The sequence below is a fragment of the Thalassotalea sp. HSM 43 genome (assembly GCF_004752005.1).
Taxonomy (GTDB): domain Bacteria; phylum Pseudomonadota; class Gammaproteobacteria; order Enterobacterales; family Alteromonadaceae; genus Thalassotalea_A.
Window position 1 is genome coordinate 2,793,309 of record NZ_CP038493.1, and the last position, 15,963, is coordinate 2,809,271.

16 protein-coding genes are annotated in these 15,963 nt (G+C 43.8%); 15 read left to right on the top strand and 1 reads right to left on the bottom strand.

Going from position 1 to position 15,963, the window contains the following annotated elements; genetic code table 11:
• Positions 1–54: 54 nt before the first annotated feature.
• The 4 genes from rlmD (at position 55) to E2K93_RS12105 (ending at position 5,646) form a co-directional block, all read left to right on the top strand.
• On the top strand, positions 55–1,392 hold the full coding sequence (gene rlmD / locus E2K93_RS12090; protein ID WP_135439347.1) for a 23S rRNA (uracil(1939)-C(5))-methyltransferase RlmD: 1,338 nt from the start codon (positions 55–57) through the stop codon (positions 1,390–1,392).
• An 8-nt stretch (positions 1,393–1,400) separates the two neighbouring features.
• Positions 1,401–3,596, top strand: a complete 2,196-nt coding sequence (gene relA, locus E2K93_RS12095; protein WP_135439348.1) for a GTP diphosphokinase — start codon at positions 1,401–1,403, stop codon at positions 3,594–3,596.
• Positions 3,596–4,417, top strand: a complete 822-nt coding sequence (mazG, locus tag E2K93_RS12100) for a nucleoside triphosphate pyrophosphohydrolase (protein ID WP_228445288.1) — start codon at positions 3,596–3,598, stop codon at positions 4,415–4,417. The genes relA and mazG overlap by 1 nt, the downstream gene beginning before the upstream one ends.
• An 80-nt stretch (positions 4,418–4,497) precedes the next feature.
• Positions 4,498–5,646 (top strand): DUF3083 family protein, encoded by a 1,149-nt coding sequence (locus E2K93_RS12105; RefSeq protein WP_135439349.1) that lies wholly within the window; start codon positions 4,498–4,500, stop codon positions 5,644–5,646.
• 83 nt (positions 5,647–5,729) lie between these two features.
• Here the strand turns inward: E2K93_RS12105 and E2K93_RS12110 are convergent, their stop codons facing one another.
• Positions 5,730–6,149: a secondary thiamine-phosphate synthase enzyme YjbQ gene (locus tag E2K93_RS12110; RefSeq protein WP_135439350.1), complete on the bottom strand. Its 420-nt coding sequence runs from the start codon at positions 6,147–6,149 to the stop codon at positions 5,730–5,732.
• Between the two features lie 369 nt (positions 6,150–6,518).
• Here E2K93_RS12110 and E2K93_RS12115 point away from each other — a divergent pair, with 369 nt between their 5' ends.
• The 11 genes from E2K93_RS12115 (at position 6,519) to E2K93_RS12165 (ending at position 15,944) form a co-directional block, all read left to right on the top strand.
• The gene (locus tag E2K93_RS12115) at positions 6,519–8,156 is read left to right on the top strand and encodes a CTP synthase (protein ID WP_135439351.1); all 1,638 of its coding nucleotides are present in this window, start codon (positions 6,519–6,521) and stop codon (positions 8,154–8,156) included.
• A gap of 96 nt (positions 8,157–8,252) precedes the next feature.
• A complete protein-coding gene (gene eno / locus E2K93_RS12120; RefSeq protein ID WP_135439352.1) occupies positions 8,253–9,545 on the top strand; it encodes a phosphopyruvate hydratase in 1,293 nt (430 codons plus the stop codon).
• 280 nt (positions 9,546–9,825) lie between these two features.
• Positions 9,826–10,476, top strand: a complete 651-nt coding sequence (locus E2K93_RS12125; protein ID WP_135439353.1) for a hypothetical protein — start codon at positions 9,826–9,828, stop codon at positions 10,474–10,476.
• Between the two features lie 123 nt (positions 10,477–10,599).
• Positions 10,600–10,878 (top strand): cell division protein FtsB, encoded by a 279-nt coding sequence (gene ftsB / locus E2K93_RS12130; RefSeq protein WP_135440490.1) that lies wholly within the window; start codon positions 10,600–10,602, stop codon positions 10,876–10,878.
• 2 nt (positions 10,879–10,880) lie between these two features.
• Entirely contained in the window at positions 10,881–11,591 is a 711-nt protein-coding gene (gene ispD, locus E2K93_RS12135; RefSeq protein WP_228445290.1) for a 2-C-methyl-D-erythritol 4-phosphate cytidylyltransferase, read from the top strand.
• A complete protein-coding gene (gene ispF, locus E2K93_RS12140; RefSeq protein ID WP_135439354.1) occupies positions 11,582–12,055 on the top strand; it encodes a 2-C-methyl-D-erythritol 2,4-cyclodiphosphate synthase in 474 nt (157 codons plus the stop codon). The genes ispD and ispF overlap by 10 nt, the downstream gene beginning before the upstream one ends.
• A complete protein-coding gene (truD, locus tag E2K93_RS12145; protein WP_135439355.1) occupies positions 12,048–13,106 on the top strand; it encodes a tRNA pseudouridine(13) synthase TruD in 1,059 nt (352 codons plus the stop codon). Before ispF ends, truD begins: the two co-directional genes overlap by 8 nt.
• Positions 13,087–13,839, top strand: a complete 753-nt coding sequence (surE, locus tag E2K93_RS12150; protein WP_135439357.1) for a 5'/3'-nucleotidase SurE — start codon at positions 13,087–13,089, stop codon at positions 13,837–13,839. The genes truD and surE overlap by 20 nt, the downstream gene beginning before the upstream one ends.
• Complete coding sequence (locus tag E2K93_RS12155; RefSeq protein WP_135439358.1) at positions 13,836–14,492, top strand: protein-L-isoaspartate(D-aspartate) O-methyltransferase; 657 nt, start codon at positions 13,836–13,838, stop codon at positions 14,490–14,492. The genes surE and E2K93_RS12155 overlap by 4 nt, the downstream gene beginning before the upstream one ends.
• Positions 14,489–15,067, top strand: coding sequence for a YqaA family protein (locus E2K93_RS12160; RefSeq protein WP_135439360.1), 579 nt, complete (start codon positions 14,489–14,491; stop codon positions 15,065–15,067). The genes E2K93_RS12155 and E2K93_RS12160 overlap by 4 nt, the downstream gene beginning before the upstream one ends.
• Positions 15,068–15,173: 106 nt before the next feature.
• On the top strand, positions 15,174–15,944 hold the full coding sequence (locus tag E2K93_RS12165) for a peptidoglycan DD-metalloendopeptidase family protein (protein ID WP_228445599.1): 771 nt from the start codon (positions 15,174–15,176) through the stop codon (positions 15,942–15,944).
• The last annotated feature ends 19 nt before the right edge of the window (positions 15,945–15,963 follow it).

Consider the following 15,963-nt stretch of genomic DNA (forward strand, 5'->3'; position numbering starts at 1 on the left):
CTATAATGACAGTTTTTGCAGCAAAGTCATAGCAAAAATACTTCGTAAAATTAAATGGTTAAAATTTATAAACCGAAAAACGCCAAGGCCCTTGATAAGCAAACTCTGCAGCTGACAATCGAGCGGCTTGATATCAATGGCGATGGTGTTGCCCGTCATCAGGGAAAGCCTGTATTCGTCAGTAATGCTTTGCCCTTAGAAGTGGTTGAGGCGAAGGTTATTGAGCAAAAATCGAAATACCTCAGAGCTGACAGTAAAAAAATACTCACCTCAAATGCACAGCGGGTTAGCCCTGAATGTCGCCACTTTTATCAATGTGGTGGCTGTAATTTGCAGCATCTCGAGTACCAAGCGCAGCTTGATTTTAAACAACAAAAAGTAAGCGAGCTATTTCGTCGTAATACCAAGCTTGAGCAATTGCCTTGGCAAGCACCGTTAGTTGCCAAGCCGTGGCATTATCGCCGCAAAGCGCGAATTGGTGTGCAATATGATCGACAAGGCCAAGTAACCTTAGGCTTTCGTAAAAAACAATCGAATGTATTAACGCCAATCAAGCAGTGTTTGGTATTGCCCCAAGACGTCAGTGATGTTTTTGTGCCGTTGCAACAGGTATTGCAAAAAATAAGCCCATCCAAAGCCATTGGTCATTGTGAGTTTATCGCTGCCGATCGTAATGTCTTGGTATTGCGTACATTAAAAAAATTGCCAGCGAAATCCATCGCCTTGTTATCGGAATTCGGCCAACAGCAGCAGCTGCAAATTATTTTGCAAGATGAGCAAGGCATCAGCACCCTCGATGGCGAGGATGTGGCTGATTTGTGGTTTCAAATGCACGGTTGCCAATTGTCTTTTTCGCATAACGATTTTTTACAGGTGCATGGCGAACTAAATGCGACAATGGTGCAGCAAGCCATCAGCTGGTTAGCACTTGAGCAAGACGATCGGGTGGTTGATTTGTTCTGTGGATTTGGTAATTTCAGTGTGCCGATGGCAAAACAATGCCAGCAGTTAGTGGGCGTTGAAGGTGTCGACAGCATGGTTGAGCGGGCTCAAAAAAATGCCGAGGCCAATGATTTGCGCCATTGTGATTTTTTTCAGGCAGACCTTAACGATGAAAACGTGCCGTGGCCGTGGCTTGAGCAATACCCTGTCGGGCATTTTAATAAGTTGCTACTTGATCCCGCGCGAGCCGGTGCACCTGGGGCAATAAAACGAATCGTCAGCATGGCGCCAGAGCTGATTGTTTATGTTTCATGCGATGCCGCGACCATGAGTCGTGACAGCGACGAATTACTTAACAATGGCTATCGCCTCGAGAAAATTGCGCTTATGGATATGTTTGCGCAAACCCGTCATGTCGAAACCATGGCGTTATTTGTAAAGAATAAATAGGAACACCAATGGTATCTGTTCGTAAATCTCATCAGCTATCAGCCGAAAATTTTGAAAGTTACTTGTCTGATTTAGCCCTAGCGAAGGACAAGGCTGCCAGTTTGGAATCGGCTTTTAGTAAGCTCAAGCCATTATTTGCTGAGCATCTATCCTGCCAAAGCAAAGCTCTGGAAATGGTGGAGATCCTCGCAGGCCTAAATATGGATAGTGATTCATTAGTCGCTGCCATGTTGGTTCCCTTGTTGGAGCATCAGGTAATAAACCTCGAGTGGGTGCAAGAGCAGTTTGGTAACAACATTCATACCTTAGCAAGCGGCGTGCATCAAATGGACGCCATTCGCAGTTTACAGCAACCCTCAGGTACGCGCTTTGCTAGTGGGCAAATAGATAATATTCGTAAGATGCTATTGTCTATGGTTGAAGATGTCAGAGCGGTGGTGATCAAGCTCGCTGAACGCGTATGTAACCTTAAAGATGTGAAAAATTCTGAGGAAGACGTTAAGGTACTGACCGCCAAAGAAACCGCCAATATCTATGCGCCGTTAGCCAACCGCCTAGGGATCGGTCAAATTAAGTGGGAATTAGAAGATATCTCGTTCCGCTATCTGCACCCTGAGACCTATAAAACCATCGCCAAATTACTCGATGAAAAGCGTCTTGATCGCGAGCAATATATGCTTGATTTTGTGGCCGGCGTACAGCAACAACTAGACAACCTTTCGATCAAAGGCACCGTCTATGGTCGGCCAAAACACATTTATAGCATTTGGAAAAAAATGCAGAAAAAGTCGCTCGATTTTGATCAACTGTTTGATGTCAGAGCGATTCGCGTCATCGTCGACCAGTTACAAGATTGCTACGGCGCACTTGGCGCAATACATACCTCATGGAAACATTTGCCAAGTGAGTTTGATGACTATGTCGCGACGCCAAAAGCGAACGGCTATCAGTCAATACATACCGTGGTGTTGGGTCCGGCGGGTAAACCGGTTGAAGTGCAAATACGAACCCAGCAAATGCATGATGATGCCGAACTCGGTGTTGCGGCACATTGGCGTTATAAAGAAGGCTCAGCGTCAGGCAAAGCCGGCGGTTTTGACGAAAAAATTAATTGGCTACGCAAGTTGTTGCAGTGGCAAGAAGACGTACAGAACTCTGAAGAATTGGTGGATGAGATCCGCAATGAAGTGTTTGAGGATCGCATATATGTATTCACCCCAAATGGTGATGTCATTGATTTGCCAAACGGCTCAACGCCATTAGATTTTGCTTATTACATTCATTCTAATGTCGGGCATTGCTGTATTGGTGCCAAAGTCGATGGTCGTATCGTGCCGTTTACCTACAAACTCCATACCGGTGAGCAGCTGGAAATATTAACCAGTAAAAAGCCAAATCCGAGTCCGGATTGGGTTAACCCATCTTTGGGTTATATCCATACCGCGAGAGCTCGCTCAAAAGTACAAAGTTTCTTTAAATCACAAGATCGCGACAAACATCAACAAATCGGTAAAGAGCAATTAGAGCAAGAGTTACTGAAAAATAACCTGCAAGACGCTGACTTAAAACCGGCCTTTAAGAAATTTAATGTTAAAGCCTTAGCGGATTTGCAAGCCGCAGTGGGCTCTGGTCATGTTAAAACCATTCAGGTGATTAACCTGCTAAATGCCATCGTTAATCGCAAAAAAGCTAAGGATGAAGTCGATCCTAAATTGCAGATTCGTCAAAGCAATGAAAAATCACGGGTCGACAAAAATGGCATTACCGTATCTGGTGTGGGTAACTTATTAACGCATATGGCCAAATGCTGTCAGCCAGTACCTGGCGATGACATTCTTGGTTTTATTACACAAGGGCGTGGTATCAGTGTCCATCGCAACGATTGTGAACAGTTAAAACATGCCTTGCAACAATCACCTGAGCGTCAGGTTGAAGTGCAATGGGGCAAAACCTCAGAGCAGAGCTATCAAGTGGCGATCAAAATTATTACCGGAGAGCGACAAGGTTTATTGCGCGATGTGACCACAATCATAGCCAATGAAAAAGTGAATGTTTTAGACATGTCTTCGCGCAACGACACCAAGTTAAGCTGCAACGAGATGATGTTTAAACTGCAAGTGGCGAATTCCGATGTGTTGTCTCGTTTGCTCAATAAATTGGATCAACTTGACGATATTATCAGTGTCAAACGGATGCGCAATTAATGACTCAAACTAACCTGCAGCATATGCTTAACCAACCTGACAGCATCAATAAATTGGTGTGGATCATGAGTAAATTACGAGACCCTGATGGCGGCTGTCCATGGGATCTCAAACAAAGTTACCAGAGTATCGTCCCATATACCCTGGAAGAAGCGTTTGAAGTGGCCGAAGCAATCGAAAATAAAGATTATCCTGAGCTGGAAAAAGAGCTTGGCGACTTGTTATTTCAGGTGGTGTTTTATTCACGTCTCGCCGAAGAAGAGCAGCGCTTTGATTTTGCCGATGTGGTGTCTAGCATCTGCGAAAAGCTGATCCGCCGTCATCCCCATGTCTTTACTGAACAACAATTTGCCAATGAGCAGGAAATTAAAGCCAATTGGGAAAACGAAAAAATCAAAGAGCGAGCCAATAAGAATCAGCAGCAATCGTTACTTGACGATATCCCTAAGGCATTACCTGCGTTAATGCAGGCGGCAAAAATTCAAAAACGTTGCGCTCACGTTGGCTTTGATTGGCATGACATCCGTGATGTATTGGCAAAAGTTAAAGAAGAAGTTGATGAAGTCGAACAAGAACTGAACCATAGTGATATCAACAACGAGGCATTGGCTGAGGAAATTGGTGATCTATTGTTTGCCGTGGTGAACTTAGCGCGTCATGGTAAATATGACCCTGAACAGTTATTGCGCCAAGCAAACAAAAAGTTTACCCGCCGTTTTCAATATATCGAACAACATCATATTGATAATGATATGGATATTCGTCAATCCAGTTTGCAATACCTTGAATCACTTTGGCTGCAGGCGAAAAGGCTGTCATGAAACGATCTTGATTCTGTCACCTTGCTGACATTTTAGACAATTAACCTTAGCTCGTATCTAAGACACAAGGAGCGAAGGTTATGCTACAAAGTCAATCGAGAATTGGGTTAATCCGCAAGCGCAGTGCCCAGCATAAGGTGTTGGTGCCAGCCAACGTCAGAGAAAACCAATACATATTAGTCGAATTTAAGCCAAATCTAGCACTACTGGAATTGATTGCCGGCAGTCATGGCCATGGCGTATATTTTACCGATTTTTATCGTAACCTATCACATAGCTTTTTCAATCTGTGTGAACGCCATGGTTTCGAAAATGTCAGCTTTATTGGCAAAAATAAATTAGTGCGTGTTATGTATGCGCAAGAACAGCAGGTTTTGGAGACGGACCAACAAATCCTGTTTATGTACGATCCGAGCATGCATACCGGCTTGACCACCTTTTTTAATGCCGATGTATTAGCTGATAAAATCCAGCTGTTATTTTTAGCTACAGGTGATGAGTTACGGTTTAATGCCCCAGAATTTCACGCCGGTGTTACCGCCTTAATCGAAGAGTTTGCCAATTTATTGAAAGTTGATGTGGGTAACTTTAAAGTGCGCGATCATCAGCATCTGACTTACGACGTGTTTGCTAGAAAAAAGGGTTGTGATAAGTCGGTAACGCACAGTTTCCGCCCGATCATCAAACGCTATCAGCAACAATCATTGTTATTGCCGGCTGAAAACAACGACATGACCTTTGCGGTGGTGAATTTACCTATTCATCGACAATTATTGCAATTTTGTGAGATAGATGAAGCTGCGCCGGATCCCTACAATCCACTGTATACCTTTGTCAGTGACAAATTTGTCAAAATTGCCAAGCAATATAACCTCAACCAATTGGCGATTATCGCCAATGGCAAAATACCTATCATTCGCCGTGATAATGAAAACTATGTACTACCAAAAGGTGAGTTACTGAATCTTGGCTTTAAACCGGTCGGCACCGAAGGGCTGTACGTGAGTCAGTGGGATAGTAAAAATCTAGTTGATAGTATACGTTTGGTATTTATCGCATCGCAAAATGATATCAACAAATATGGTTATGGGCGTTTTGTTAACCATCTAAGTGAAGCGGTACGCCAATTGGCAAATGAATTAAACTACAGTCAAGTCAAAGACAGCATCGTATTGCGTTTTCATCAGCATTTGATGTACTCGATTCCGAGTAAAACGAATAATAGTTAATCGCCATCAAAGGTAATTAAGACAGGGCGATTTGGCCCTGTTTTTGTTTTTAAATGTCTTTGTCGCTTGGTTGTTAGTGCAAGTTATTGACCTTGGATGGTGGCGATAAGGCGTCGGCCACCGCTTTGATTGCGATGTTCGCATAAATAGATCCCTTGCCATGTGCCTAACGCCAATTGCCCATCGCGAATCGGTAGGGTTAACTCACAACCTATGGTCGTTGATTTGATGTGAGCAGGCATGTCGTCACTGCCTTCATAGTCGTGCTGATAATAGGGCGCATCTTCCGGCACAAAACGATTAAAGTGTTGCTCTAAATCATAGCGTACGGTTGGGTCGGCGTTTTCATTGACGGTGATAGACGCCGACGTATGCTGCAAAAATAAATGCAATAAGCCCACATCAAGGTTATGTATTTGTGGACATTGTTGTATCACTTGATTGGTGATCAAATGAAAACCACGACCCATGGCCGAAAGTTGAATGATATTTTGTTGCCACATAGATTCTAAATTCCTTGTTTAACTTTTACACAAGCGGTTCGGTCTACTATTATGCTAGGACATGTTTATCTTTCGAAGACAAATTTTGTTGAAACAAACAGTAATTTAATTTGTTTGCACAGACTTAACGATTACCTTGTTGATTTGACGCAAACGTGTATAAACGGCAAACCAATACAGACAAAATAACGTTGTAAGAATTACATGACCAGATATGTAAAAAGCATATTGTTGTCTAAGTCGGCTTTTGTTACAATAGCGCCCCGTCCTGCTACTTGGGTAGCTAACTTTAACTAAGCATTTGATTTTCTGTATTAACGCTAGTTATAGACACACGATTTCTGTTAATTCCTTAATTCCGGGTTTCACATGACAACGAGATATATTTTTGTAACAGGTGGGGTTGTATCATCCCTTGGTAAAGGTATTGCTGCGGCCTCTATGGCAGCGATTCTTGAAGCGCGAGGTCTGAAAGTGACCATGCTTAAACTGGACCCTTACATTAATGTTGACCCGGGAACCATGAGTCCTATTCAGCACGGTGAAGTATTTGTTACTGACGATGGTGCTGAAACCGATCTTGACTTAGGTCACTATGAGCGATTTATTCGCACCAAGATGACCAAAAAGAACAATTTCACAACGGGCCGTATTTACCAAGACATTCTAGCTCGCGAGCGTCGTGGTGAGTTCTTAGGTGCAACTATTCAGGTTATTCCACATATCACCAATGACATCAAACGTCGCGTTATAGAAGGCGCTGAAGGCTATGATGTTGCTATGGTTGAGATTGGTGGTACGGTTGGTGATATTGAGTCACAACCATTCTTAGAAGCAATTCGTCAGTTAGGTGTTGAATTAGGCCGTGAACGTGCGATGTTCATGCATTTGACGTTGGTTCCTTACTTAAAAGCCAGTGGCGAAATCAAAACCAAACCAACGCAACACTCTGTAAAAGAGTTACGCTCTATTGGTATCTTCCCAGACATTCTGGTTTGTCGTAGCGAAGGCGCGATTCCAGCAAATGAGCGAGCTAAGATCGCGTTATTCTGTAATGTCGAAGAAAAAGCTGTTGTGTCGATGCGCGACGTAGATAGCATTTATAAAATTCCAGCGTTACTGAAATCACAAGGTACTGACAACTTAGTATGTCAACGCTTTGGTATTGATGCGCCTGAAGCAGATTTGCACGAATGGGAACAAGTGCTGTTCCAAGAAGCGAATCCAAAAGGCGAAGTGACCATAGGTATGGTTGGTAAGTATATTGAACTGCCTGATGCCTACAAATCCGTTAACGAAGCGCTTAAGCATGCGGGTTTAAAAAATCAATTAACCGTCAACATTAAATACGTTGATTCGCAAAATGTCGAAGCAAAAGGTGCTGAAGAGTTACAAGGCTTGGACGCGATTCTGGTACCTGGCGGTTTTGGTGAACGTGGTGTTGAGGGCAAAATCCTTACCGCACAATACGCCCGTGAAAATAACATTCCATATTTTGGTATTTGTCTGGGTATGCAAGTTGCACTGATTGAGTTTGCACGAAATGTTGCTGGTCTTGAGCAAGCACATTCGACTGAGTTTAACAAAGCCACACAATACCCAGTAGTCGGTCTAATCGAAGAGTGGTTAGATGAAGAAGGCAATGTTGAGACTCGCAGTGAAAACTCTGATCTTGGCGGTACCATGCGTCTTGGTTCACAACAGTGTCACCTGATTGCCGGCACCAAAGCGGAAAGCATTTACGGCGACAAGAGCGTTTATGAACGTCACCGTCACCGTTATGAAGTAAACAATCATTACCGCGACCAACTAGAGCAAGCTGGTCTGGTATTCTCTGGATTGTCACAAGACAAGAAGTTAGTTGAAATGATCGAAATACCAACTCACCCTTGGTTTGTCGCCGGTCAGTTCCACCCAGAGTTCACGTCGACACCGCGTGATGGTCACCCGTTGTTCGAAAGCTTTATTGCTGCAGCGTTTACGCATCAACAAAGCGATAATAAATAACCAAACTAAGCCGTAATTTGCCACACAAGTTACGGCTTTTTTTTCGGGGAGACTCGAAATAGCGTCAATTTTTATATTTATAACGTAGAGGTAAACATGTCGGAAATAGTTAAAGTTATTGCCCGTGAAGTGATGGATTCTCGTGGTAACCCTACAGTCGAAGCGGATGTTCGTTTGGCTTCAGGTGCATTTGGTCGTGCTTGCGCACCATCTGGTGCATCGACTGGTTCACGTGAAGCTCTTGAGCTACGTGACGGAGACAAGTCACGTTACTTGGGCAAAGGTGTATTAAAAGCCGTTGCTGCAGTTAACGATAAAATCGCTCCTGCTATACTTGGTAAAAACGCTGAAAATCAAGCTGAAGTTGATCAGCTTATGATCGATCTAGATGGTACTGAGAACAAGGAAAGCTTTGGTGCTAACGCCATTCTTGCCGTATCTCTCGCGGTTGCCAAAGCTGCTGCAAATAGCAAAGGTGTCGAATTATATGAACACATTGCTGATCTAAATGGCACGCCTGGTCAATATTCAATGCCAGTGCCTATGATGAATATTCTTAACGGTGGCGAACACGCCGATAACAACGTTGATATTCAAGAATTCATGGTACAACCTGTCGGCGCTCCTTCTTTTAAGGAAGCGTTACGTATGGGTGCTGAAATCTTTCATCAATTGAAGAAAGAATTGGGCGCGAAAGGCTTAAATACTGCCGTTGGTGACGAAGGTGGTTTCGCACCTAACCTTGCTTCTAACGAAGAAGCCTTGTCGATTATCGAGACAGCTGTTGGTAATGCCGGTTATAAAATGAACGTTGACGTTACCTTGGCACTAGATTGTGCCGCGTCTGAGTTTTATAAAGATGGTGTTTATGACCTATCTGGTGAAGGTAAGAAGTACGACTCTGAAGGTTTTGCTGATTATCTAGCCGATCTTGCGGCTCGCTATCCTATCATTTCAATTGAAGATGGTTTGGATGAAAGTGATTGGGATGGTTGGAAAGTTCTTACCGACAAAATTGGTGAGAAAGTACAGCTTGTTGGTGATGACTTGTTTGTTACTAACACCAAAATCTTAGCCCGTGGTATTGAGCAAGGTATTGGTAATTCAATTCTTATCAAGTTCAACCAAATTGGTTCTTTAACGGAAACCTTGAACGCGATCAAAATGGCGAAAGACGCTGGCTTTACTGCGGTTATTTCACACCGTAGTGGTGAGACCGAAGATGCAACTATTGCTGATTTAGCGGTTGGTACAGCTGCAGGTCAAATCAAAACCGGTTCATTGTGTCGTTCAGACCGTGTCGCCAAGTATAATCAACTGCTTCGTATTGAAGAGTTCCTAGGTGACAAAGCGGTATTTAACGGCCGCAGTGAAATCAAAGGTCAGTAATTTTACCCTTTGATTGAACAAGCATAATGATGCCGATGACACTAGCGATTGCTAAGGTCATCGGCATTTTTGTATGTGCCTTTAGGCAATGGCAAAGCATTTATCTGCGGACTAATTCGCCGTCATTCAGATGCGCTGGCAAAAATGTGCTATACCAGAATAGTAAGCCTGAGAAATCGGTGCTTTTTAAATAATCAAATTTAGTTTATTATTCACTCGTTATATTTATTGGATATAAAGGCCTAATTCAAGTCCGTGATTTTGAATAGGATTTACTAACATGCAAGATTTGTTGTCGGACGCGCTTGAACACTCGTCACAGTTCTCAGAACTGTGCAGTGCTTTGTATGAGCGGGAAATTCAATTACTTGCCAATCAGCCAAAAGATTTTGCGCAAAGCATTCAAGCGCGACTTAAAAGTCTACCTCACTATATCAAACAAACCGCCGGCTCGATGTTGGCCAGTGAAACGCCACTGGGACTCGATTTGCAAAATGCCAGTTGGAGTGAAAAGCAATCACATAAACTGCCATTAACAGGCCAAAGCGAGCAACAAGTTAGCCAATGGTACCTAAAGGCAGCGTTACCTTTGGGCTTAGTGGTGCCTGTTTTGGTGAATGAGGATGGCTTGCAGCGAATCGCCATCGATTGCATTGATCGCGTCGACATCGAACAGCAGCGCATCCGATTGAACTACAGTGGTTGGTTTGAGCTCGAGCCTGTCCCTGTCAATAAAGACTCGCGTTTTACTCTGCTTAAGCCATGTAAAAAAGCATTTGCCGCCGCTTGCAGTGGCCATCAATGGCGCGGCGTTGCAAGAACACAGCCTCATCCTTTGTCGTTACGCGAGTTATTATTGTCTTGCCAGATTAATTGGCAAAATATGCGTGCCACGGCATCTTTAAAATCAGGCTTTTTTTCACTAAAATAGCCCATCTTCGAGCGCTAATGCGTCAACTTCGCCATTAAATTCACATTAAACGATTTTAATGATGGACTTGTGTTAATCGCATTTTATAATGTGGTTAATACCTATAATAAATTAGTGCAAGGCATGCGTATAATCACCGCCATTTTGGTTCTGTTTTTCATTTTGCTGCAATACCGTTTATGGTTTGGCAAAAACAGTGTGCCTGATTATTGGCAACAGGTGGAACGCATTGAGGCACAACAGCAAATCAATGAGAAATTAAGTCAGCGAAATCAACTGGTTTGGGCTGATATTAAAGACCTACGTCATGGTTTAGAAGCTGTTGAAGAAAGAGCTCGCAATGAGCTAGGTATGATAAAGGATGGCGAAACCTTCATCCGCGTAATTCCGCAAGAGAAATAATTTTGACTTTAACATCTACTCCGCTTGGGTATACCGTTGTTGTGCCGGCCGCCGGTGTTGGTTCTCGTATGCAACAACCCCTTGCCAAGCAATATCTACAAATCAACGGCAGTAGCATCATAGAGCACACCTTAAATCGCTTACTAAGCTGCGATAAAATAAGCCAAGTGATTGTCGTCTTAAGTAAAGATGACCAACTGTTTAGTAAATTAGCCATCGCAAGTCACCCGAACGTGCACACCGCCGTTGGTGGTACAGAGCGTGCCGACTCGGTGTTGGCCGGCTTGCAAGCAATGTCAGAGCAAGACTGGGTATTAGTGCATGATGCCGCAAGACCTTGTGTCAGCCATGACGATATTGAACGCCTCATTGAATTTTGCGAACAAAGCCAAGAAGGCGCCATTTTGGCAACACCGGTGCGTGATACCATGAAACGTGCCAATAGCAGCGGTCAAATCGCCTATACCGAAGAGCGTGAAAATATGTGGCACGCATTAACTCCACAAATGTTCCCTCATCGTCTGCTTATTGACGCATTGGCCAATGGCTTGGCAGAGAATGCAGCAATAACCGATGAAGCGTCTGCGCTAGAGTATGCCGGTCAATCGGCCCACTTAGTCTCAGGGCGCGAAGATAATATTAAAATAACTCGGCCAGCGGATTTACCCTTGGCGGCGTTTATTCTTAGCCAACAGGAGTCATCATGCGAATAGGTCATGGTTATGACGTTCATAAATTTGGTGGACAAGGCCCGGTTACTCTCGCGGGTGTGCAAATAGATTACAGTGCAGGCTTTGTTGCTCACTCCGATGGTGATGTCGCGATTCATGCTTTGTGCGACGCCATATTAGGTGCCTTGGCGTTAGGCGATATTGGTAATCACTTTCCTGATACCGACAGCGATTATGAAAACATCGACTCGCGTATTTTATTGCGCCATGTGGTGTCGTTAATGACAAGCAAGCATTATCAAGTTGGCAATGTTGATATAACTATCGTTGCCCAAGCGCCTAAAATAGCGCCGCATTTGCTCGCGATGCGCGAAATTCTCGCCAGCGATTTACAAACCGACATTGATAATGTCAACGTCAAAGCTACAACAACCGAAAAGCTTGGTTTTGTTGGTCGCAAAGAAGGGGTTGCCGTTCATGCGGTAGCACTATTAAAAGATGCATAACCTCGATGAACTTGCTTATGTCTATGGCAAGCCGCTAAGCACTGGCGACTTACGCAGTCGCCCTGAAGACTTTAAAGTAACTGAGCTATTACCCTTTTCGGCCAGTGGTGAAGGTGAGCACTTACTGGTTAATCTTCGCAAGACCGGTGCCAATACGGTGTATGTAGCCAAGCAATTAGCCAAGTACTTTAAAGTGAAACCACACATGGTTACCTACGCCGGTCTGAAAGATCGAAATGCCGTTACCGAGCAATTTTTTGGCGTTCATGTACCAGGTAAAAAACAATACGATTTAAGTGACTTTGATTGTGACGGTGTCGAAGTTTTATCGTGGCAGCGACATAATAAGAAGCTTAAAACCGGCGCCTTACTGGGCAATCGTTTTGAAATCACCTTACGCAATGTCACCGACATCGAGGCATTACAACAAAGATGGCAAAAGATCACCGCAACCGGTGTTGCCAACTATTTTGGCGAGCAACGATTTGGTATTGATGGCAATAACCTAAATGGCGCCAAGCAACTGTTTGCCGGTAAACGCATTCATGACAGAAACAAACGTGGCTTTTATTTATCAGCGGCGCGTTCTCATGTGTTCAACCAAATGCTCGATGCGCGTATTAAAAACGGCCATTTTAGCAACCCCGTTGATGGTGATGTGTTTATGCTAAGTGGCAGTCGCAGTGTGTTTCACTGCGATAAGATAGATGATCAGATTATCCAGCGCCTAGCTGAGCAAGATATTGCCGCGACCTTACCATTGTGGGGCGAAGGCGAGCTAATGAGCAGTGATCAAGCCAAACAGTTTGAATTGGCCATTGCTGAACAACTAAGCGATTACTGCGACGGCCTTGAGAAGTTTGCCTTAAAACAAGAGCGTCGAGCGATAAGTCTATATGTACAAGCGGCAAAAATGACGGTTGATGGTGACAATGCCACGGTAAGCTTTGTCTTACCGTCAGGCTGTTTCGCGACAACTGTGTTAAGAGAATTACTCGATTATACCGACATCAGCGTAAAAGAGCGTGAAAATGAACATTCTGATAAGTAACGATGATGGCGTTAGCGCCAAAGGCATTAAAGTTTTACATCAGCATTTAAGTCAGTTTGCCAATACCAAGGTCGTGGCACCAGATCGCAACTGTAGCGGTGCCAGTAACTCACTTACTTTGTTAAATCCGCTGCGTACAGAGACCCTTGATAATGGTTTTATAAGCGTAAACGGTACGCCAACGGATTGCGTGCATCTGGGGATTAGTCAGTTGTATGAGCAAGAGCCAGACTTGGTTGTTGCCGGTATCAATCACGGTGCCAACCTTGGTGATGACGTGTTGTATTCAGGCACAGTGGCTGCGGCAACCGAAGGCCGTCATATGGGCTTACCGGCCATTGCGGTATCGTTGGTAGGTAAAGAGTACAAACATTTTGATACCGCAGCCGTCGTGGTGAGTCGGTTTATTGCTCGATTAAAGCAACACCCACTGAAAAGTGATCAAATCATCAATATAAATGTCCCTGATATACCTCTTGAGCAGTTAAAAGGTATCAGCGTGACGCGTTTGGGTCATCGCCATAAAGCCGAAACGATGAAACGTAGCCAAGATCCATGGCAACGTGATATTTACTGGTATGGCACGCTAGGATCAGAGCTAGATGCTGGACCAGGAACAGATTTTTATGCGGTTGCCAATAACTATGCATCTGTGACACCATTAACCGTTGATATGACAGCCTATAACAGCATGAGCGAAATAAAAGACTGGATAAGTGAATTAGACATATGAATGCAACTCGAAGTATAAGTGGCAAATCATTGCGCAGTGGCGAATTATTAGCACGGCAATTACACGGCCAGGGCATAAGCAATGAGCGAGTCTTACACGCCATCGCCAGTAGCCCTCGTCATATTTTCGTTCCGGAAATTTTAGCTCATAAGGCTTATGACAACACCGCATTGCCAATCGGGCAAGGGCAAACCATTTCACAACCTTACATTGTCGCTAAGATGACGGAACTATTATTGGCAGGCAATGACGCTGAAAATGTTTTAGAAATAGGTACTGGTTCGGGCTATCAGACATCCATTTTGGCGCAACTTTTTGGTAAAGTGTATTCGGTTGAGCGCATCAAGTCGTTGCAATTTCAGGCCAAACGTCGTTTGCAAAGCATTGATCAACATAATGTACAAATGAAGCATGGCGATGGCTGGAAAGGCTGGGCGAGCAAAGCTCCGTTTAAGGCAATTATCGTAACCGCAGCCGCCACTGAAGTACCGCAAAAATTACTTGAGCAACTGGCCGATGGTGGCAAGTTGATCATTCCAGTGGGCCAAGATGCGCAAGTACTTAAACTTATCCAGCGCCAAGGTGATACGTTTAATGTTAGCCAAATTGAAGCTGTGCGTTTTGTGCCTTTGGTACCTGGAGAATTGCTGTGAAGATATTCTCGCCTTTGTATCAATGGACGATGCGATGGGCTACCCATACTGCCGCTCCTAAAGTGTTGGCGGTATTGTCGTTTGCTGAGTCGGTATTTTTCCCAATACCACCGGATGTATTACTGGCGCCTATGGTGTTATCGAAACCTGAAAATGCTTGGCGTTTAGCAATGATCACCACCTTAGCGTCTGTGGTTGGTGGCGTACTCGGATACTTGCTTGGTTTTTGGCTATTTGAACCGGTAATTAAACCATTATTGATAGAGTTTAATTACATGGATAAATTCCAACACGCCATGGATTGGTTCGCCGACTATGGGGTCTGGGTGGTGTTCTTAGCGGGCTTTTCACCAATACCTTATAAGGTATTCACGTTAAGTGCTGGCTTTTTACAAATGATGTTTTTACCGTTTCTTTTGGCATCGGCAATAGGTCGAGGAATGCGCTTTTATTTGGTCGCAGGATTGATTAAAGCAGGCGGTGAAAAAATGGAAGCGAAACTCAGAAACAGCGTCGATATTATCGGTTGGGCTGTGGTCTTTGCAGCAATAGCGTTATATTTTATACTGAGATAATAACCAATAAAAACTGTTAACTAACTGAATAACAATAAATATTTTTATGAATTGGCGGGAACGAAAAAACAACTCTTACACTTTTGCAGTGATGATCACCGTGATCATGGCGTTATCGGCGTGCGCGGAAAGAACACGCCCAGCACCGGTCGTAAACCTAGAAACAAACAGCAGTTCACGCCAGGCTCAATCTCCGATCCAAGATAAGACATACAAGGTTAAAAAAGGCGAAACCTTATATTCTATCGCCTTTCGCGCGGGGACCGATGTGCGCACTTTGGCACAATATAATAACCTTAAGCCGCCATATCAAATCTATCCAAATCAAACTTTACATTTGACAGCGCAAGCCAGTAAAAATAACGGCTCAACAAACGCCAGTAAACCAATCGTTAAAACTGTGCAAAAAAACAGCAAAAAAACTGTTGCAAATGATAAAGCCGAGGAGTATGGTGAAGTTAAGGGTGGGAAATTCACTGCGGTGAAAGTACCATCATTAAAACAAAAAGTGAATCGTTGGATATGGCCTGTTAAAGGGCCGGTAATTTCAAACTTTTCAAGTGCCGAAAAAGGAAATCAAGGCATCGATATAGCAGGTAAGAAGGGGCAACCCGTCAAAGCTGCAGCCGATGGTTTGATAGTCTATTCCGGCAGTGCGTTACGCGGTTATGGCAACCTGATAATCATCAAACATAATGATGACTATCTCAGTGCTTACGCTCACAATGATGAGTTACTGGTAAAAGAACAAGAAACAGTAAAAGCAGGAAGTGTGATCGCGAGAATGGGCAATACTGGTACAGATCGTACTATGTTGCACTTCGAAATTAGATTTAGGGGCAAATCGGTAAATCCAATGCGTTATTTACCGAAATAATCGTTAATAAGTTAATAAA